This is a genomic window from Pseudomonas sp. NPDC089996 (assembly GCF_044748405.1).
GTDB lineage: Bacteria > Pseudomonadota > Gammaproteobacteria > Pseudomonadales > Pseudomonadaceae > Aquipseudomonas.
This window is the reverse complement of record NZ_JBIVGA010000009.1, coordinates 93640-112881: the sequence shown is the minus strand read 5'-3', so window position 1 is coordinate 112881 and position 19242 is coordinate 93640. Positions and strand designations below refer to the sequence as shown.

Annotated in this window: 15 protein-coding genes and 2 pseudogenes; 11 read left to right on the top strand and 6 right to left on the bottom strand. The window is 62.0% G+C overall.

Annotated elements, in window-relative coordinates:
- Window positions 1-108: 108 nt before the first annotated feature.
- A complete protein-coding gene (locus tag ACIPW4_RS17240) occupies window positions 109-1500 on the top strand; it encodes an amino acid permease (RefSeq protein WP_400659891.1) in 1392 nt (463 codons plus the stop codon).
- Between the two features lie 169 nt (window positions 1501-1669).
- Here the strand turns inward: ACIPW4_RS17240 and ACIPW4_RS17235 are convergent, their stop codons facing one another.
- Window positions 1670-2560, bottom strand: a complete 891-nt coding sequence (locus ACIPW4_RS17235; RefSeq protein ID WP_400659889.1) for a LysR family transcriptional regulator — start codon at window positions 2558-2560, stop codon at window positions 1670-1672.
- A gap of 207 nt (window positions 2561-2767) precedes the next feature.
- Here ACIPW4_RS17235 and ACIPW4_RS17230 point away from each other — a divergent pair, with 207 nt between their 5' ends.
- From ACIPW4_RS17230 to ACIPW4_RS17200, 7 genes are all read left to right on the top strand, one after another.
- Entirely contained in the window at window positions 2768-4294 is a 1527-nt protein-coding gene (locus ACIPW4_RS17230; RefSeq protein WP_400659886.1) for an MFS transporter, read from the top strand.
- A gap of 120 nt (window positions 4295-4414) precedes the next feature.
- Window positions 4415-5266, top strand: coding sequence for an STAS domain-containing protein (locus tag ACIPW4_RS17225; RefSeq protein ID WP_400659884.1), 852 nt, complete (start codon window positions 4415-4417; stop codon window positions 5264-5266).
- Between the two features lie 4 nt (window positions 5267-5270).
- On the top strand, window positions 5271-5633 hold the full coding sequence (locus tag ACIPW4_RS17220) for an STAS domain-containing protein (RefSeq protein WP_400659882.1): 363 nt from the start codon (window positions 5271-5273) through the stop codon (window positions 5631-5633).
- Window positions 5630-6034, top strand: a complete 405-nt coding sequence (locus ACIPW4_RS17215; protein ID WP_400659879.1) for an anti-sigma regulatory factor — start codon at window positions 5630-5632, stop codon at window positions 6032-6034. Before ACIPW4_RS17220 ends, ACIPW4_RS17215 begins: the two co-directional genes overlap by 4 nt.
- Entirely contained in the window at window positions 6031-7041 is a 1011-nt protein-coding gene (locus tag ACIPW4_RS17210) for an ATP-binding protein (RefSeq protein WP_400659877.1), read from the top strand. Before ACIPW4_RS17215 ends, ACIPW4_RS17210 begins: the two co-directional genes overlap by 4 nt.
- Window positions 7034-7897, top strand: coding sequence for a sensor histidine kinase (locus ACIPW4_RS17205; protein ID WP_400659875.1), 864 nt, complete (start codon window positions 7034-7036; stop codon window positions 7895-7897). The genes ACIPW4_RS17210 and ACIPW4_RS17205 overlap by 8 nt, the downstream gene beginning before the upstream one ends.
- A complete protein-coding gene (locus ACIPW4_RS17200) occupies window positions 7887-9830 on the top strand; it encodes a response regulator (RefSeq protein WP_400659873.1) in 1944 nt (647 codons plus the stop codon). Before ACIPW4_RS17205 ends, ACIPW4_RS17200 begins: the two co-directional genes overlap by 11 nt.
- Window positions 9831-9866: 36 nt before the next feature.
- Here ACIPW4_RS17200 and ACIPW4_RS17195 read toward each other — a convergent pair whose 3' ends face one another.
- The 5 genes from ACIPW4_RS17195 to ACIPW4_RS17175 all read right to left on the bottom strand — a co-directional run bounded on the left by ACIPW4_RS17195 (window position 9867) and on the right by ACIPW4_RS17175 (window position 16847).
- Window positions 9867-11684 carry a hypothetical protein gene (locus ACIPW4_RS17195; RefSeq protein WP_400659870.1) on the bottom strand — a complete coding sequence of 606 codons (1818 nt, stop codon included), beginning with the start codon at window positions 11682-11684 and terminating at the stop codon, window positions 9867-9869.
- A gap of 75 nt (window positions 11685-11759) precedes the next feature.
- A complete protein-coding gene (locus ACIPW4_RS17190; protein WP_400659867.1) occupies window positions 11760-12449 on the bottom strand; it encodes a flagellar motor protein MotB in 690 nt (229 codons plus the stop codon).
- Between the two features lie 7 nt (window positions 12450-12456).
- Window positions 12457-14655: a hypothetical protein gene (locus tag ACIPW4_RS17185; protein WP_400659865.1), complete on the bottom strand. Its 2199-nt coding sequence runs from the start codon at window positions 14653-14655 to the stop codon at window positions 12457-12459.
- Window positions 14652-15884: a hypothetical protein gene (locus ACIPW4_RS17180; RefSeq protein ID WP_400659862.1), complete on the bottom strand. Its 1233-nt coding sequence runs from the start codon at window positions 15882-15884 to the stop codon at window positions 14652-14654. The genes ACIPW4_RS17185 and ACIPW4_RS17180 overlap by 4 nt, the downstream gene beginning before the upstream one ends.
- Window positions 15885-16847, bottom strand: coding sequence for an ATP-binding protein (locus tag ACIPW4_RS17175; RefSeq protein WP_400659859.1), 963 nt, complete (start codon window positions 16845-16847; stop codon window positions 15885-15887). It lies immediately after the preceding gene.
- A 338-nt stretch (window positions 16848-17185) separates the two neighbouring features.
- Between ACIPW4_RS17175 and ACIPW4_RS17170 the strand changes: the two genes are divergently transcribed.
- From ACIPW4_RS17170 to ACIPW4_RS17160, 3 genes and pseudogenes are all read left to right on the top strand, one after another.
- Entirely contained in the window at window positions 17186-18106 is a 921-nt protein-coding gene (locus ACIPW4_RS17170) for a restriction endonuclease (protein ID WP_400659857.1), read from the top strand.
- A 302-nt stretch (window positions 18107-18408) separates the two neighbouring features.
- A pseudogene (locus tag ACIPW4_RS17165) lies at window positions 18409-18814 on the top strand (DNA helicase UvrD); the annotation flags it as partial.
- 177 nt (window positions 18815-18991) lie between these two features.
- Window positions 18992-19199: pseudogene (locus ACIPW4_RS17160) on the top strand (DNA helicase UvrD); the annotation flags it as partial.
- Window positions 19200-19242: the final 43 nt, after the last annotated feature.

The window sequence follows — 19242 nt, the reverse complement described above, 5'->3', positions numbered from 1 at the left end:
GATCAACAACAACACACCAGCAACGTGTCGACTTATTGATTTCAAAGGAGATATTTTCGCCTACGCCTGCCCGTCCTTCCTTGTGTCAGCAAAAAGAGAACAAGATCAATGAACACCGTGGGATCTGATGGCAACCTTGCACAAGGTTTCAAGCCGCGTCATGTAACGATGCTGTCCATTGCGGGCATCATCGGTGCCGGACTTTTCGTAGGCTCCGGGCACGCCATTGCGGCGGCCGGGCCAGCCACCATTATTTCGTACTTCGTGGCCGGCACCCTGGTGGTACTGGTCATGCGCATGCTCGGCGAAATGGCCGTGGCGCACCCGGACACCGGATCGTTCTCCACCTACGCTGACCAGGCCATCGGCTGCTGGGCCGGCTATACCATCGGCTGGTTGTACTGGTGGTTCTGGGTATTGGTGATCCCGATCGAGGCGCTGGCGGCGGGGCATGTGCTCAACGCCTGGTTCCCCGACATCCCCAGCTGGATATTCGCCCTGGCCTCGGTGCTGTTGCTGGCGGGCACCAACCTGTTCAGCGTGGCCAAGTACGGCGAGTTCGAGTTCTGGTTCGCCATCCTCAAGGTCACGGCGATTCTCGGCTTCATCGGCCTGGGCTTCGCCGCGCTGATGGGGTGGCTGCCCAACCGCGAAGTCAGCGGCCTGAGCGGGCTGATCACCGAACACGGCGGCTTCGCGCCGAAGGGCTGGGCAGCGGTGGTGGGGGCGTTCATCACGGTGATGTTCAGCTTCATCGGTACCGAGGCCGTGACCATCGCCGCCTCCGAATCCAGCGACCCCTCGCGCAACATCGCCAAGGCCACCCGCTCGGTGATCTGGCGCATCAGCACCTTCTACATCCTGTCGATCTTCGTGATCATCTCGGTGGTGCCGTGGAATGATCCGCAATTGGCAGTGGTGGGTTCTTACCAGCGCGCGCTGGAAATCATGAATATCCCCAACGCCGGTTTCATGGTCGACCTGGTGGTGCTGGTGGCGGTGACCAGCTGCATGAACTCGTCGATCTACATCGCCTCGCGGATGATGTACTCGCTGGCCAAGCGCGGCGACGCCCCGGCCTTCCTCAACAAGACCTCCAAGGTTGGCGTGCCCCGTGCCGCGGTGTTCGGCAGCACCTTGATCGGCGCCGCCATCGCCATCCTCAACTACTTCGCACCCAAGGGCGTGTTCGAGTTCCTGCTGGCCAGTTCTGGCGCCATCGCGCTGCTGGTGTACATGGTCATCGCCATCTCCCAGCTGCGCATGCGCCGCCGCCTGGAGCGCGAGAACACCGAGTTGAAGTTCCGCATGTGGCTGTTCCCGTACCTGACCTGGGCGGTGATCATCTTCATCGCCGGCGCACTGGCGGTGATGATGTACACGCCTGAGCACCGGGCGGAAGTGAGTTCGACCTTGGGCCTGGCGATCGTGATTTCCTTCCTGGGGATCGTCACCTCGCGGGGCCATGCGCAGACGGTGGGGGCGCGTTCGATGGGGTGATTGAGTTCACCTTGCAACAAGGGCGAGGGCACCAGTGGATGGGTGCCCTTGTTTTATGTTCGCCGAGTAATTTTCAGCGCCTGTCAGATCGAGCGCCGCCCGCGCGGCGCTCGATCTCACAGGCGCTGAATAATGTTGTGGTGAACACCTGGCAGCGATAAAAGTCTCATCAGCGCTGAGACAAATTCCACAAAACCTGGCCACCCATCATTTCGATGTATCTATTCACAGTCGGCGCTTTCTCGAAGCGTCGGTGGACCAGGCTCAACCACGAGCTGGCTTGGCAATCGGCAATCCGCCGGTAGTTCACCTGCGGCAGGCTGATGCGCTGCACCACCGACTCCGGCACCACCGCGATCCCTTGCCCCAGCGACACCAGGGTAATCACCGCCACCAGGCTGCCCGGTTGCGGCCCCAGCTGTGGCACGAAGCCACCCTGCGCCGCTGCCTCCAGCGTGCCGGAAATCTGTTCGGGCAGGATGAAGGTCTCGTTGGCCAGGCGCGCCGCTGGAATCTGCGTCAGTTCGTTGATCCGCGAGCTGGCGGGCAGGGCGAGGACGAAGCCTTCCTGGTGCAGGGCGATGGCTTCGAGTTCTTCCGGCAGCTCCATCGGCGAGCGCACATAGGCCAGGTCGAGCAGGCCATCACGCACCATGCCTGGCAGCTCGGCCATGGGCAGTTCGCGGATGTTCAGGCGCACGCCAGGGTGCGCATCGCTGAAGCTGACCACCTGCCGCTGCAACATGCCCGAGTATGCCGCCGACGCCACGTAGCCCAGCTCGATACGCCCGCTTTCGCCACGCCCGGCACGCTGCGCGCCTAACTGCGCAGCATCGAACTGGCGTACTGCCTGGTCGGCTTCGATCAGCAACGCCTGGCCGGCGGCGGTGAGGTTCACTTCGCGCTGGTTGCGCTCGAACAGCCGCACGCCCAGCTCGCGTTCCATGTCCTGGATCTGCCGGCTGAGGGTGGGCGGGGCGATGCCCAGCTGCTCGGCGGCACGGGTGAAGTGGCCGTGGCGGGCGACGCAGAGGAAGTAGCGGAAATGGCGGATTTCCATGCGGTGTTACCTGCAGGCTAATGACGCGGTCCCTTGAGGCTAACAAGCCTTGGGGCGGGTGGCGTTATGGTGATTCAACAATACAAGGTTGCCAGTGACATTGCAGGGGACCGCTGCGCGGTCCATCGCAGGCAAGCCAGCTCCTACAGGATGGGCTGCAACGCAGCCCCGGCGATCTGGCAGACAAACGATTACCGGAGCCCAACAATGCCCTCAGCCCGCTTCACCCTGCTCACCGCCTCCCTGGTCTGCGCCCTGATCATCCTCGACACCAACATCGTTGCTGTCAGCCTGCCCAGCATCGCCCGTGACCTGTCCGGCGCGTTCGCCGATATCGAATGGGTGGTCAGCGCCTACCTGCTGGCCTTCGCCGCCTGCCTGTTGCCCGCCGGCAGCCTGGCCGACCGCTTCGGCCGCCAGCGCATGCTGCTGATCGGCCTGGCCGTGTTCGGCGTCGCTTCGCTGGCCTGCGGCGCAGCCCCCAGCCTGCTGTTCCTCGACCTGGCACGGGCAGCCAAAGGCGTGGGTGCGGCCATGCTGCTGACCTCGGCCCTGGCCGCCATCGGCCATCGCTTCCACGAACCAGAGGAACGCCTGCGCGCCTGGGCCTTCTGGGGCGCCTGCATGGGCGCGACCATCACCTTCGCGCCTCTGCTCGGCGGCGTGATCGCGAGCACCCTCGGCTGGCGCTGGATCTTCTACATCAACCTGCCGCTGGTGGCAGTGCTGGCACTGATGGTCCTGCGCACTATCGAAGAGTCTCGCGACAGCGCTGCCGCGCGGCTCGACCCGATGGGCAGCCTGACCTTTGCCGGCAGCCTGGGCTGCCTGATCTGGGCGATGATTGACGCCAACCAGGTGGGCTGGACCAGTGTCGATACGCTCGGCCGCCTGCTGATCAGCGCGTTTCTGTTCGGCCTGTTCATCATGGTCGAGCGCAGCCAGGAACGGCCGATGATCGACCTGCAACTGATGCGCAGCGGGCGCTTCATCGGGGCCTTGCTGGGCATGTTCGCCTACGCCGCGTGTGCGCAGGTGATGATGACGTTGTTGCCGCTGTACCTGCAGAACGGGCTGCAGCTGTCGGCGCTGGCGGCGGGGGCAGGGATGTTGCCGTTTGCCGTGGCGATGTTGCTGACACCGCGCTGGGGGATGCGACTGGCTGTGCGGTTGAGCCCGGCGCAGGTGTTTGCCCTGGGGCTGGTGTTGGTGGGCGCGGGCAATCTGTTGTGTGCCTGGGCTGTCGGCATTGGGGGCTACCCCGTTTTTGCCCTGGCCAGCCTGGTACTGGGCGCAGGCGCTGGGCTGCTCAATGGCGACACCCAGAAGAACATCATGGCCTGTGTGCCGCGGGAGCGCACCGGCATGGCGTCCGGGTTGAGCACCACCACCCGGTTTGGCGCCATCGTGCTCGCCATCGGCATTTTCGGTGGCGTGCTGGCCAGCCGCGGTGAGCAGTTGCTGCGCCAATCGCTGCAACAGCTGGCACCCGATCAGCTGACCCATGTCGCCGCCATGGCCACGCGGGTGGCTGCAGGTGACATGCCGGCGGCACTGGCATTGATCGAACCCGGACTGCGCGATGCCATTGCACCCCTCGCGCAGCAGGCATTCATGGGCGGCTTCCAGGCGATGCTGTTGTGCGCAGGCTGCGCAGCATGGGTATTCGCTGTGCTGGTGGGCGCACTCTTGCGTCGCCCGTTGCCCGACCTGGCGCCATCAACAGCGCGCTAAGCTGGCATCATGCAACTATCTTTCCTGTGCCCCACAACTATTTGTTAGCGTAGATGTCATTTTCTGCAGGCCGGTGAGCACATGGGGATGCCGGCCTTAACGCACAGGAGCGAAAGGCACATGGCAGCACTGCACGGCAGCACGTTGGAAGCGATCAAGGCCAATCAGGCACAGTTGCTCAATGAGTGGGTTTCGGGCCTGGAAGCCAGCGGCGCCACGCGCAATATCAAAGAGCAGACCCTCAGCCAGGAAACCCGCGAATTTCTGCAACTGCTGATCGAAGGCCTGCAATCGGACAGTGGCAGCGACATCGGCGCAGCGGGTTGGGACGAAGTGCGTCGGTTCCTGGAGAAGCTCTCCGCCAGCCGCGCCCAGCTCGGCCATGACTCGCACCAGACGGTGTACTTCATCTTCGGCCTCAAGGGCCCGCTGTTCAGCCTGTTGCAGGCCCACTACAGCAACGAGCCAGCGCGCCAGGCCGAGCAACTGTGGGGCATTTCCGAACTGCTCGACAACATGGGCATGCACACCATCCGCACCTACCAGAAAACCCGCGAATCGGTGATCAAGCGCCAGCAAGAAGAGCTGCTGGAGCTGTCCACCCCGGTGGTGAAGCTGTGGGACGGCGTGCTGGCCCTGCCGCTGATCGGCACCCTCGATTCGCAACGCAGCCAGACTGTGATGGAGTCGCTGCTGCAGCGCATCGTCGACACCGGTTCGGAAATCGCCATCATCGACATCACCGGCGTACCGACCGTCGACACCCTAGTGGCCCAGCACCTGCTCAAGACGGTGACCGCGATCCGCCTGATGGGCGCCGATTGCATCATCAGCGGCGTGCGCCCGCAGATCGCCCAGACCATCGTCCACCTGGGGCTCGACCTGGGTACCCTGACCACCAAGGCCAACCTTGCCGACGCGTTGAAGCTGGCCCTGTCGCGCCTGGGTGTGAGCCTGGCCGAGCGGGGGTAAACCCATGGAACGCATACCGATCCTGCAAATGGGCGAATTTCTGCTGGTGACCATCCAGGTCGACATGCATGACGAACTGGCCCTGCGCCTGCAGGACGACCTCACCGACCGCATCAGCAGCACCTCGGCCCGAGGCGTGTTGATGGATATTTCCGCACTCGACATGGTCGACTCGTTCATCGGCCGAATGATCGCCGACATCGCCAGCCTGTCACGGCTGATGGACGCTCAGGTGATGGTCGTAGGCATGCAGCCGGCCGTGGCCATCACCCTGGTGGAGCTGGGCCTTAACCTGCCAGGCGTCAGCACCGCCCTGAACGTCGAGCGCGGCATGCAGCGCCTGCGCCAGACAGTGAGGCGCGCATGAACGCCCAAGACAGTGGCAGCCTGCCGGTGCGCATCGAGCAGGACGTGGTACTGGCACGCCAGTTGGCCCGCAAGCTGGCCAGCGAGTGCGGCATGCGCCTGGTCGACCTGACCAAGCTGGTGACCGCCGTCAGCGAGCTGGCGCGCAACACCGTGGTGTACGGCGGTGGCGGCGACATGGACTGGCAGGTGCTGGACGATGCCGGGCGCACCGGCTTGCGCCTGGTGTTCCGCGATGAAGGCCCTGGTATCCCCGATATCAAGCTGGCGCTGACCGACGGCTGGACCTCCGGCAACGGCCTCGGCCTGGGCCTGACCGGGGCACGGCGCCTGGTCGACGAGTTCGAGCTGGACACCGCCCCAGGCGCCGGCACCCGAGTGACGATCACGCGATGGGCATGAATATCCACGCCAGCCTCACCCGCGTGCTGCCGCTCGAAGACAGCAGCCAGGTCGGCCACGCCCGGCGCATGGCGCAGAAGCTGGCCGAACATCACGGTTTCGACAGCGAGGACGCTGGGCGCGTGGCCTTGTTGGCCACCGAGCTTGGCAGCAATGTGCTGAAGCATGCACAGCGCGGCGAACTGCACCTGCGCGCTGTTCCCGGCGCCAATGGCGAGGGCATCGAACTGCTGGCTGTGGACCGCGCCCAGGGCTTCGATACCGCGACATGCCTGGCCGATGGCTATTCCACAGGCGGCACCCAAGGCATCGGCCTGGGGGCGATCGCACGCCTGGCCCAGGTATTCGACGTGCATACCGATGCGCGTGGTTCGGTGATCCTGGCGCGGTTGTACCGCCGCCAGAGCGCTGGCGCCGACCTGCGCATCGGCGTCAGTCATCACGCCCTGCATGACGACCCCGCCTGCGGCGACACCTGGCACGTGGCGATCGACGGCAACCGCCTCAGCGCCTTGCTGGTGGACGGCCTGGGCCACGGGCCTGATGCCGAAACCGCTGCGCAGGCAGGCGCTGCGGCTTTCGCCGCCGACGCCTTCATCGACCCGCTGCTGCTGATCGAACGCATGCACCAGGCGATGGCCGGCACCCGCGGTGGCGCCGTGGCCATCGCCCAGCATGATGCCTGCCGCAACAGCCTGGCCTTCACCGGCATCGGCAACATCGGTGCCAGCCTGATCGAAGGTGTACGTGCCCGCGGCCTGGCCTCGTACCCTGGCATCGTCGGCGGCCAGTACCGCAAGGCACAGGCCTTCGACTACGCTCAGGTGAACGGCAACCTGCTCATTCTGTACAGCGACGGCCTGCAATCGCGCTGGAACCTTGCAGACTACCCTGGCCTGGTGCATCGCCACCCGGCCGTGATCGCGACCGTGCTGCACCGCGACTTCTGCCGTGGGCGGGATGACGTGACGGTGCTGGTCGTCGACCTGGAGCACACCCATGGCTGAACCCGCAACCGACCAGGCGGCACTGGTGGCCCGCCTGCAGGCGGAGAACGAAGCACTGCGCGCCGAGCTTGAAGAAACCAACCAGGGCGTGCTGGCGCTGTATGCCGAGCTGGACATCCAGGCCGAGCAACTGCGCCAGGCCTCGGACCTGAAAAGCCGCTTCCTGTCCTACATGAGCCACGAGTTCCGTACCCCGCTGGGCTCGATCCTGAGCATCACCAGCCTGCTCGCCGACGAGCTGGACGGCCCGTTGTCCGCAGAGCAGCACCGCCAGGTCGCCTTTGTCAGCACCGCCACCCGCGAGCTGTCGGACATGGTCGACGACCTGCTCGACCTGGCCAAGATCGAAGCCGGGCGCATCACCATCTCGCCGGCCTGGTTCGACATGCTCGACCTGTTCGCCGCCTTGCGTGGCATGTTCCGGCCGATTGTCGACGCCAGCGCGGTGGACCTGATCTTCGAAGAGCCTGTCGGCTTGCCAAGGCTGTACACCGACGACAAGAAGCTGGCGCAGATACTGCGCAACTTCATATCCAACGCCGTGAAGTTCACCTCGCACGGCGAGGTGCGGGTTTCTGCCCAGTTGCACGGTACAGACCAGATCCGCTTCGCCGTCAGTGACACCGGAATCGGCATCCCGGCCGAGCTGCTCAACACCTTGTTCGAGGACTTCGCCCAAGTCGACTCACCGCTGCAGAAACGCCTGCGCGGCACCGGCCTGGGCCTGTCACTGTGCAAGCGCTTCGCCAGCCTGCTGGGTGGTGAAGTGGGGGTGACCAGCGAGCCAGGGATCGGTTCATGCTTCTACGTGATCATCCCGCTGGCCCTGGCCCAGGAGAACACCGATGAAACCTGACGTGCGCCTGCTGATCGTCGACGACAACGCGGCTACCCGCTATGCCTTGCGCCGCCGCCTGGCCGTGCACGGCTACGAAGTACTGGAAGCCGGCACCGGCGGCGAGGGACTGGCGCTGATCCGCGAGCAGCAGGTCGATGCGCTGATTCTCGATGTGAACCTGCCGGACATGAGCGGCTTCGACATCGTCCGCCTGCTGCGCGAGGACGCCAGAACCGCGCTGTTGCCGGTGATCCACGTCTCGGCGGCATCGATCCAGAGCGGCGACATCATCACCGGCCTGAACGCCGGCGCCGATGCCTACCTGATCCACCCCGTGGACCCGGACGTTCTGCTGGCCACCCTGCGCACCCTGCTGCGCGTACGCGACAGCGAACGCGCGCTGCGCGAGAGCGAGGCACGCTTCCAGGAGATCTTCCGCGGCGTGTCCGCACCGATTGCCGTGCTCGACGCCGAGCTCAAGGTGCACGAATGCAACCACGCCTTCGCCCACCTGGTGCAAGACAACCGCGACCCGCAACAGCTGCGCGAATGCTTCGCCGAAGGCCAGGACCACGCGCTCGAAGAACTGCGCCAGCACCTGCGCGCTGGCAAGCGCTGGCGCGGCAACCTGGGCATGCGCCTGCACGGCGAGCCCCGCGACACCGAATGGCAGCTGTCGCCCTACCGCACCCCCGGCCTGTGCCTGGTGTTCGTCGAAGACATCACCGAACACCGCCACCGCGAGCGCTCGCACCTGGCCCGCCTGGACGACGCCACCACTCAGCTGGCAAAGGAAGTCGCCGAGCGCGCCCGCACCGAAGCCCAGCTGCTGCAGCTGCAGAAGATGGACGCCCTGGGTAGCCTGACTGGCGGCATCGCCCACGACTTCAACAACCTGCTGACCGGCGTAATCACCAGCCTCGAACTGATCCGCAAACGCGTCATCGAAGGCCGCACGGAAAAGGTCCCCAAGTACGTCGACGCCGCCCTCAGCTCCGCCAGCAGCGCCGCCGTGCTGACCCAGCGCCTGCTCGCCTTCGCCCGCCAGCAACCGCTGGACACCCGCCCGGTGGACGTCAACCAGCACGTCAGCTCGCTGGAAGAACTGCTCACCCGCACCATCGGCGAACGCATCACCCTCAACCTGGATTTGTCGGACCACACCGCCACCGCCCTGGTCGACCCGGTGCAGCTGGAAAGTGCCGTGCTCAACCTAGTGATCAACGCCCGCGACGCCCTGCCCAAGGGCGGGCATATCTGGGTCAAGACCTGCGCGGCGCTGGTGCATGGCGACCCGAACCTGCGTGATGGACCTTACGTGGCGTTGACGGTGCGTGACGACGGCAGCGGCATCGAGCCCGCGCTGCTGGACAAGGTGTTCGACCCGTTCTTCACCACCAAGCCGCTGGGGCAGGGGACCGGGTTGGGGTTGTCGACCATCTATGGTTTTGCTCGCCAGTCGGGTGGGCATGTGGTGCTGCGCAGTGTGTTGGGGCAGGGGACTGAAGTGACCTTGATGTTGCCCGCTACCGAGGACTCGGCCGTCGCCCCGCACCGCGAGGCTGCGGAAGATGTGCGGGGGAATGGGGAGCATGTGCTGATTGTGGAGGACATGGCTTCTGTGCGGTTGTCGGTGGCTGAAGCGCTGACTGATGCGGGGTACCGCTGTACGTTGGCCTCGACGGTGGATGAGGCGCTGGAGCAGTTGCGGCAGGAGCCGGGGCCGGATTTGTTGCTGACCGATGTGGGGTTGCCGACGTTGAGTGGGCGGGAGTTGGCGGATATGGCCAGGACCTATCGGCCGGGGTTGCCGGTGGTGTTTATGACGGGGTATGCGGATGAGGCGCGGGATAGGCAGGCGTTTTTGGGGGAGGGGATGGATATGTTGGTGAAGCCGTTTCGGTTGGGGGAGTTGTTGGAGACGGTTAGGCGGGCAGTGGGGCGCATTTAAGCGCCCCTGCCTGTTGTCGACGCGCTTGATCTTTGATCAAAGCGCACTCTGTAGCAGTTGAGCTTCGGCGATCTTGCCATCTTGGTAACGCAGCAACACCTGCTGTTCACCTTGATTGAAGAGCGAATGGTGCAGCTGTTGGGTGTCGAATGGGCCTTGCGCAAGCGTGCCGGCAATGCTGTTCAGTTGCGCCGTGAAGCTTTGGCTCAACGTGCTGTCGAGGCTAAAGACTCGTGAGCTGGTCAGCTCCATCTGCGAGCTGTACACGCTACGACTCTGCATGGCGATAGCTTCCAATTGCCCCAGACTTTCCAAGACCTTGGCGGCAGCGCTACGGTGACGTTGCTGCGGCTCAGCCATGTAGCGCAAGGCGCTGTTCACAACCTGCAACTGAGCAGCTTGCAGGAATCCGCTCACCCAGCCCTCCATCTTCGCCAGGCTGCCAGTCAACGCTTGGCGTGCACTGTCTGCGCCAAACAGCTTGTCGGCCTCCACAGCTTGAGCGACTTCCAGCTCTTCTTTCATCTTGCGCTCGAAGTAAGTCCTCAGCGCCGAAATCTGGCTGTGCTGACTTTCGAGAGCCTGAACTGCGTAGTGACTAATGCCGTCTTGGGGGTAATGGTCAAGCAGGTCCTGGGTATAGTCGACCATTCCGGCGAGCGTTTCCCAGCGGACTTCGTCCAGTTCGCGCAGCACGCTGTCCAGCTGGCGCTTGATGGCGTTAAGCTTCTCGTTGATATCGTGCAGGTGCTTCTGCCCCACGGCTGAAGACACCGCGTTCCAAACCGCGCCGCTGAGCAGCACGTTCTGCAGCTCTTCGGGCAATGACAAGCTGGCCTGTTCGCTGATCTTGCCCCCGGTGCGGACGAAAGCCCTCACGCTGCCATCGTTGTTGGCATTTTTGGTCAATGTCTCGAATGGCAGACTGCAAACTACATAGTTGCCCTTGGACATTTCTCCTAGCGCCGCGAGGCCCGGTACATTCGCCAGCAACGGGTTCAGCGCACTGATCTGGTCGGTGGGTAGCGGACTGTGTACGCCTGCGGGCGGTCGCTGCAGGGTGTTGAGTTTCAGCAGTGTTTCGCCTTGGTCGTTCTGAACTACCAGCTCTGAACTGCTCGGTGTGGAGTTGGCAGCTACGGTCGGCGCTGGGGCACTTGCCTCAGGCGCTTCGCGGCGTAGGCGGATCCAGCCCATTTGGGCCACAAAGGGCACGGTCACCCGATAGGCTTCGGCAATGCTGCTGCTCAGGCCGAAACCAACCGTCGCTGCAGCGCCGAGAGGGTTCAGGCGCAACCCGGTGGTTGCCACGGTGAACAACGCCGCGCTGCTGGCAGCCGACAGCCCGACCGCAGCGCCAGAACTCACCGAGAGAGCGTCCTTGAGTTTGAACAGCCCAGTTAGAACTTTGGTGCTGGTAGCACGTTCATAGCGTTCGCTTGGCGCGAGCTCACGCCAACCGGCGCCGAACAGGGCCAGGGCGATCTGACGCTCCTTGTCGGCGGCGGACAGGCTCGCAGAACCGCTGCCGTTGAGCTTCTGATATACGTCGTTGACGATTTCGGCATAGGGCACAGCGGACTTTTTCAGAAATTTGCGCGCCAGGTTCATCGCCGAGTGCCCGCCAAACTGCTGCAGTTCGTGACCTAGCAGCTTAAGCTGCTGTTGGTTGTAACCGGCAGGTCGGGAGCTGTGCTTGGCTTGCACCAGCTGCTTCTTGACGTCCGCGTCCAGGCCGGCGCGGCCACTGGAAAAGTCGGTGATGATGTCCACCAACAAATCCACCTCATCAGGCTTGGCGCTGAGCAGGCTGGCGAAGAGTTCGTCGTCGCAATCGATTCCTGTAGATGCCATCGTGTCCTTACCTCTCGGTGTCTAGATCAGGTTCAGGGGAGCGGCCCGCCAGTTTAGAATGTGGGCCGCACCGCGCTAATTTGCCGCCGGAAGCTGCGTGGCCACCACCAGCTGCACCTCCACCCGACGGTTGAGCGCACTGGCCGGATCCACGCCCGGCTTGGGGCGTGAGTCACCATAGCCTGCTACCACGACGCGCAGTGCCTGCTGTGGCTCAAGCGCCTGAATCAGCAGTTTGCGAGCCTCGCGGGCGCGTGCTGCAGACAAGGTGTAGTTGTCGTCATACACCGTGCAGAACCGCTCATAGTCAGTGACTGGGCGGGAAACCGGCAGGTTGTCGGTGTGGCCCTCTACCAGCACTTGCCCCTGGCCGTAATCGTGGATGAAGGTGGCCACGCGCGCGCTGAGCAAGGTCAGTGCGCCTTTGGCGGCCGGGGTAATGCAGGCGCTGCCGCGGGCGAAGGCATTGTCGGGGAGGGTCAGGCGGCGGTTTTGTATGTCGATGTCCACCAGGTCCGTCTCGCCGCTGCGCTGCAGGTCGGATTGCATAGCCGCCAGCAGCTTGCTCAGACCAGCCCGCTGGGCCGCCTCGCCTTTGCTGCGCTCTTCTTGACGAGCAGCCTCCATCTGCTGCTTTTCAACCGCCATGGCTGCCTCGGCCGCTTTGTTCTGCAGCACCGACACCACCAGCATCAGCATCACAACGGCCATCACGCCGGCCATCAGGTCGGAGATCGAGACCCATTCATTGGGTTTGTCTTTCATGGCCGTCTCACGCTGTCAGAGGCTCGTCGGAAGCCTTCCGAGCCAGCGCCTGCTGGTTCTGGTCGGCCATCCGCTGAAGCAGGGCAACAGTGGAACCGGCTGCATGCTGCAACGGTTGCAGGTGATTGGAGAACTGCTCACCGACCTTGTCCGCCAGCGCCTGGGGCAGGCTGGCGACCTGCTGCCGGCCTTGCTGCGTGCTGGCTGCCAGCGTCTTGAGTTGAGAAGAGAGCTCGGTCAGATTTTCTACCGCCTGGCTGAGCAGTTGGCCGCGTTGGTGTGGGTCGTTGCGCAGCTCCACCGCCAGCTTGTCGAGCATCAGCACGGTTTGCGTGCCTTGGCCGAGCAACTGCTCGAAATGCTCGTGCAGCTTGGCAAAGCTGTCAGGCAGCTCTTTCAACTGTTCCAGCTTTTTGCCGGTGGCCCGCATGTTCCGGTTGCTCTCGGAGATGTCAGTCAGACCTTGGGTGATCTGCACACCCAGCGTCTTCATGTTCTTTTCCATCTGACTGATGGCGCCGTTGAGCTCGTCGTTGGTCGTGGTGAACATCGCGCTGGCGTTGGTCTGAGCCTTGTTCGCGCCTTCGATGTTGCGGGTCACGCTGGCCATCACGTCATTGACCTCGGCAGAAAGCTTGAGGACCGCCTCGGAGATATTGTCGGTTGCCGACCGCAGGTTCTCCGACATCGCCGTAGTGTTTTGAGTGAAGTCCTGGCTCATCCGGTTGACGTTATCCATCATCCCGGTCTGCAGCTCGTTCATTACATCACTCAGGCGCGAGATGTTGCCGTCGAGGCTGCTCTGCATTGTCTGCAGGTGAGCATGGAAGTCATCGTTGAGCTTGTCGATGGCTGCACCGACGCTCTTCTCCATGGTCAACACACTGCCTTCCAGGGCGCTGGCGGACTGGGCCAGCTGATTGGCCGCCGTACCCATGGTAGTGCCGGCTTGTTCAAGCGCGTTGAGGTTTTCGGTACTGGCCGTGACGAACAGTTCCAGGCTCTGCTGGCTGGCCTGGGTGTGTGCGCCGACTGCTTGTGTCGCTTCGATACCTTTGGACGAAAGTGCGGCCAGCTCATCAAACCGCTCTTGTACACGAGCAGCCTGTGTGCGGTCTGCGTCCAGTTGCGCACCATGCTGTTCAGCCAGGGTCGCGAGCAAGGTTTGATCTTGGCGTTCGCGCCGCTCACTTTCCAGTTGTGCGTGTTCTGATTGCACGGTGGCAGTCTGCTGCAGGCGCTCGGTCAGCTGGTGCCCGTGTTCAAGCTGCTGCCCCAACCCAGTGAGCTGCTGGTTGGACTGCTCCAGTTGCGACTGTAGGCGGCCGAGGCCAGCATCGAGGCCCTGCAGACTCTCTCCGTGGCGCTCCAGCAGATCCAGGCGCGGCAGATGGGCGGCGTAGCGGGCCAGCGTCGCGAGATGGCCTTCTGGTCCGCTGAGCTGCTGCAACTGCTGCAGTTGCCCCTCCAGATTGGCGGCGGTCTGTGCGAACTGCTCATCGTGGATTTGTCCGCGCTTGAACTCCATCAGTTTGAGCTGCTTGAGCTCATTGCCGAGCACTTGGCTCTGACTGGCAATGGCTTGTACCAGTTGATCACCAACCGCGGCCAGGGCCTGGCGGGTGAGGTTGTCACGGAGCTCGGTTGCACTTTTTTGCTGATCTCGGCTGTTGTCGATCTCGCGCTTCATGCGATCAACGCACCAGCCGGTCCGGCGGCTTTCAGCGGACCAGCGCGCAGAGTCCCACAGTTTCAGCACGATGAAGGCAATGATGCCCCAAGTCGAAGTTTTGAACTTGGTGCCCAGGTCTTTCATCATGCCAGTGAGCTGGCCCAGCGAATCGCTCATTGCATTGAGCGAATCGGCATTGCCCTGGAGAATTCCAGACGCTTTGTCCAACGCCATGCCCAAGCCGAGGAACGTGCCCAGCAAGCCGACGATCAACAGCAGCCCCGGCATGTTGGCCACGATGCGTTCGGGCAGGGTAGCAACGGCCAGGTTCAACTCACCGAGCGACCCGTGCTCGATGTCCAGCGCGCCCTTGTGCGTGCCGCCTTGCCAATTGCGCTCCCACGCGGGTGCACGGCCGAAGATCTCGGCGGTGATCAGGGAAACCAGCATGCCGCCCATGATTACCGTGCAGAACACCACCTCCAGCGGATTCCCCAGCGAAGGCGACAGAAACTCCAGAACACCGCCACTCACGCTGCCACCTCAACCTGGGTGAACTCTTCGGCACGCTTGCGGCAGTCGGCTTCGAAGATGTTGGCGAAGCTGATGATCAGCGATTGCTCCTCGCGTTTGAGGTTCTCCCATTTCTCGCCATTCTGAGCGCAGCGAATCAGCAGTTCACCCACCTCGAAACCGTCGTCGATGAGGTACTCACGATCCTGGTCGATCAGGCGCTGCTCGTCATTTTCCAGCAATTGCAGGAAACCTTCGGCGGCGTAAACGTAGTTGCGTTTGGCGAGGACTTCGCTGGCCAGCTTGTCCAAATGGGCCAGGTCGCCAGGCAGTAGTTTTTCGAGGTCTGCGAGTACCTTGGCTTCCTCGATTGGCAGTGGCTCCAGCTTTGCCAGGTTGTTCAGGCGTTTGACGATGACCTGGTCGCGGGACACACGGTTGCTCAGTTCCTCCCACGCGTCCTGGTGCTGCTTGAGGTCCAGGCCCCACACATTGATCATCTCTTCGAACACGAACGGGATCACCGGCTTGCCGAAGCGTTCGGTGGTCAAACTGTCCAGGCGCTCCATGGCCGCGTCATCAAGTTCTGCGTGGCCTTCTATCAGCTGGCTGGCAACCTGAATGATGAACAGCGGCTCATCCAGCACGCTGTTAATTTCTTTGACCTGCTCCATTTGCTGTTCGTACAGAGGCAGCAGTTTCTGCACCGCACGAATGCGCAGGTAGTGCTCGAAGTTGACGAAGGCTTCATCTTCGACCAGTCGGCTGATGCGGGCACGGACCAGTTCGTAGCGGTTGCTCATGGCCAGGGCCTCGAGCGCCTGACGGCCGGATTCATCAACCTTGGCCATCGCAGCTTCCAGGTCGGCAGCACGCTGTTCGGCTTCTTTGACTTCCTGATCGTTGAGCAGATGGCGTTGAATGTCGCGGGCGCGAGCGATTACCCATTTGATCGCCGCATCGACCTTGGCAACGAGCGGGTGGCTGTCCAGATGCTCCAGAACAGCCAGTGCCTTGTCGAGCGCCATGCTGATGCCCTGCACCCACGGCACCGGCACATTCGCGGCGATGGTCCGCAGCACCATACGGGCTTTGGAGATGTAAGGCTTGGCGGCCTTGTACAGGCGCTTGACTTCACCCACGAAGGTTTCGGCCTTGTCAGCCAGCCAATTGACAGCCTCTACGACCTTCTCTTTGACAACCTGAACTGCTTTGCTGAAAAACCCTTTGACCTTGCTCAACCAGCCCATTTAACCGTCACTCCTTGAGTTCACGCCCAACAATTTGCGTGCGATATCAGTACGCCCGGCCTGTTCGCCAGGTGTGGAAACTTTTATGTCATTGCGTGCCAGCAGCAATTGCTCGATGGCGCCGAGCACATGCTCAGGCGTCAGCCGCCCACCGCCGCCTTCCAGCAAAGGTTTGGGTAACGCCAGGCGTAGGCAGGTTCGGATTTCCCGGCCAGAGAGGCCGGCAGAGGGCTGCACCAGCGCCTCGATCAGATCTTCGCGGGCTACGCTCAGCGGGATACCTGGAACCAGCAGCTTGGCCCAGATCGCTCTGCGCTCATCGTCGCCGGGCAACTCGAAATGGATGTGCTGAGAGATGCGGCTGACGAAAGCGGAGTCGTAATTGCGAGCGAAGTTGCTGGCGAAAATCACGATCCCGGGGTGTTTCTCCAGCTCGATCAGCAGGGTCGAACGCATCGCGTTGACTTCATTGTCGATGCCTTGAGTGACTGACGAGAGGCGACGGCCGAGCAGCGTGTCGGCTTCATCGAGGAACAACACCGCGTCTTCGTTACGCGCTGCGGCAAACAGGCTGACGATGTTCTTCGAGGTGTCGCCCATGAACTTGCTTTCCAGGTCGGCGATGCTGGCATTGATCAGCCGCTTGCCGATACTGCCGGCGAAGGCTTCGGCGGTGAGGGTCTTGCCGGTGCCTGGGGCGCCATGGAAATTGAGCAGCGTGCCCCTGCCGCTTGGGTCGACCTCGGCGAAACCCCAAGTCTCGTAGATGACGTCGTGGTAGCGAATTTTGACCAAGGCCTCGTCCAGTTGCTGACGATTGCTGGCCGAGAGCACCACGTCGCGCTCAAGGGTGAAGCGCGGTTTGATGCTGCGTTGCGCTTTAGCGGAGTCAGCTTGGGCCGGGGCGTCGGGGGCGACAAGTTCGGGGCGAAGATTTTTGTACAGGTAATCGCGGGAAGACATGCTCAGCTCTGCCTCAGGTTGTGGGGCAGGCGGGTGTTCAGGCCGGTTGGAGAATTGCTGAACAGAACAAATGTGCGGCGCAGGGGAGTGTTCACACGAGAAGTCCATTTGTCGAAGTGGTGGGCGCGAAAAGAATGGTGGCCACTGGCTTGTATCGACCGACCGCGACGGTACTTGAGGTGGATGTAAAAGAAAAGCGCGTCGGGTGTGATCGCTTGACCGAGTCGTAGCTGGGGTTGTCGATTGCGGTGTGAAATGGCATGTTGCGGATGGATGTCAGTGCGACATCATGCCAACTGAGTGTGAACAAGCCACACGACGACCGAAAAGGAAAAGTCATGCCGATCCCGGATTTTCAAAGTCTCATGCGCCCCGTGCTGGAGGCTGTTCGGGACGGCGAGGCGATACCGCTTAATGGACTTCGCGAGTGCATTGCCGATGTGTTTCAGCTGACTGAAGAAGAGCGCAAGGAGCAATTGCCGTCCGGGCGTCAAACGGTGATCAACAACCGCGTGGGCTGGACCAGGACATATCTCAACAAAGCGGGTTTGCTGACTATCCCGAGCAAGGGGATGGTGCAGATCACCGATCGCGGTCGGCAAGCGCTGGCCAACGGCCCTTCGCGCATCACCGTATCCTGGCTGAAGCAGTTTCCTGAATTTGCCGATTTCCACACTGCCAAGCCGCAGGCTACCGATGTGCTGGACGTTATCAAGAACGGGGCGGTGGAAGCCGTCGAGACGACCCCGGATGAGCAAATGGATGAGGCTCACCAGGCACTTATGCAATCGCTTGCGGAAGACCTTCTGGCGCAGGTGAGGGCTGCCAGCCCGATTTTCTTTGAGCAGCTGGTGGTGGATTTGATGCTGGCCATGGGGTATGGCGGCTCGCGGAAAGAGGCCGGCAAGGCGACACAGGCAACGAACGATGATGGCATCGACGGGATTATCAATGAGGATAAGCTTGGGCTGGACGTGATCTACCTGCAGGCCAAGCGCTGGAGCAACACGGTGCATCGGCCTGAGATAGATAAGTTTATCGGGGCGTTGACACGGCAGCGGGCGCGGAAAGGTGTGTTTATTACGACCTCGGATTTTTCCGTGGGGGCCAGGGAGGCGGCGCTTGGGCTGGATATCAAGGTGGTGCTGATTGATGGGGTTGAGCTGGCTCGGTTGATGGTTGAGAACAATTTGGGGGTTAGTGTTAAGCAGGTTTATGAGGTTAAGCAGGTGGATAGTGATTATTTTGCAGGGGAGTGAGCCGGGGTAATTTGAAATGAGTCGGTATCTATCTGTTTTTTCTGGTCAATAATTTATTGGTCAACCTGCTTGGAATACTAGTTGGAAGGCCGCGTGGCCTGGAACTCGATGGACGGTGCTTTTGAGCTTCGCCGAAAAAACGAATCGGGATCGAATCTAGCAAGAGTTGCGTTGTTGATTGTTGCCCCTGCGCGTGCGATGCCCCACATCCCACGTACAGGGGCTCCTAGCAAACGATAGCGTCGATGATTGTTGTGTTAACTAAGACCATCCTCGTCCTAACGCACTAACGCACTAACGCACTAACGCACACGAACGCTGGTGTTGCAGCTTTGCGCGCTCGCCTGATAGGTGCAGGCGTTCCTAGCTCTGCCTTCGGATATCTACCACCGACGGGTTATCGATGCGTCTCATCGCGAAGTTTCCGGCGCGAAGCGGCCACAACCCGCAAATTTTGGTACTCCATCAGCCCTACGCTGACGACCCTGCAATTCGAGAGGTCGCTAAACAGTCGCTGCACGCTGGACACCTTGTTCGGCCTCTTCGTGCCAGCTATGCGCGGATGCTTTATGAGGAGTAGCAAGATTGCAATATCGTCCAACATGCCATCGTGTCAGGTTAGGTCCAGGTATTTCAACATGCGTTCTTGGTGATCCCATGCGAGCCACCTTCGGTTTTCGTGGCAATCGACTGGTACATTGGGCTAATGTCGAAGCCGTTGATCTAAGAGATTTAGTCAACTTTGCAATGCAGTTCGATCTTCAGGGCATCAATTCTCTGGCGCAACTCGCTGAATTTGCTTCAAGCGTGATGATCGGGGTTGGGGGTCGCAAATCTACGGACGCGTGTCAAGTCTCTGCGTGTGGTAGGAGCGCAGGCGCTCCCGCCCCATCCGGCAACAACTTCAGGCTGCCCGGCCGTGGACCTACGCACGGCTCCGGCAGAAGTACGTTGGGCTCAGTTGAACGCTGGAGCAGAGGTCCAGCAGCGGCTAGGGGCGCGAGAGCTTTAGCCCCTAACGCTCAGGGCACCGTCCTCATCGAATGTGCAAGGCTGCCATCAGCTTATGAGTCAGACTCCAGGAGTCATGGCTACTTGGGTACGCCAGTCTGTTACCCGAATCCATTTATGGACAA

Bases quoted from the DNA above. Each gene is read 5' to 3' on its own strand.
- ACIPW4_RS17240 (WP_400659891.1), top strand. From the start codon at position 109: ATGAACACCGTGGGATCTGATGGCAACCTTGCACAAGGTTTCAAGCCG.
- ACIPW4_RS17235 (WP_400659889.1), bottom strand. From the start codon at position 2,560: ATGGAAATCCGCCATTTCCGCTACTTCCTCTGCGTCGCCCGCCACGGC.
- ACIPW4_RS17230 (WP_400659886.1), top strand. From the start codon at position 2,768: ATGCCCTCAGCCCGCTTCACCCTGCTCACCGCCTCCCTGGTCTGCGCC.
- ACIPW4_RS17225 (WP_400659884.1), top strand. From the start codon at position 4,415: ATGGCAGCACTGCACGGCAGCACGTTGGAAGCGATCAAGGCCAATCAG.
- ACIPW4_RS17220 (WP_400659882.1), top strand. From the start codon at position 5,271: ATGGAACGCATACCGATCCTGCAAATGGGCGAATTTCTGCTGGTGACC.
- ACIPW4_RS17215 (WP_400659879.1), top strand. From the start codon at position 5,630: ATGAACGCCCAAGACAGTGGCAGCCTGCCGGTGCGCATCGAGCAGGAC.
- ACIPW4_RS17210 (WP_400659877.1), top strand. From the start codon at position 6,031: ATGAATATCCACGCCAGCCTCACCCGCGTGCTGCCGCTCGAAGACAGC.
- ACIPW4_RS17205 (WP_400659875.1), top strand. From the start codon at position 7,034: ATGGCTGAACCCGCAACCGACCAGGCGGCACTGGTGGCCCGCCTGCAG.
- ACIPW4_RS17200 (WP_400659873.1), top strand. From the start codon at position 7,887: ATGAAACCTGACGTGCGCCTGCTGATCGTCGACGACAACGCGGCTACC.
- ACIPW4_RS17195 (WP_400659870.1), bottom strand. From the start codon at position 11,684: ATGGCATCTACAGGAATCGATTGCGACGACGAACTCTTCGCCAGCCTG.
- ACIPW4_RS17190 (WP_400659867.1), bottom strand. From the start codon at position 12,449: ATGAAAGACAAACCCAATGAATGGGTCTCGATCTCCGACCTGATGGCC.
- ACIPW4_RS17180 (WP_400659862.1), bottom strand. From the start codon at position 15,884: ATGGGCTGGTTGAGCAAGGTCAAAGGGTTTTTCAGCAAAGCAGTTCAG.
- ACIPW4_RS17175 (WP_400659859.1), bottom strand. From the start codon at position 16,847: ATGTCTTCCCGCGATTACCTGTACAAAAATCTTCGCCCCGAACTTGTC.
- ACIPW4_RS17170 (WP_400659857.1), top strand. From the start codon at position 17,186: ATGCCGATCCCGGATTTTCAAAGTCTCATGCGCCCCGTGCTGGAGGCT.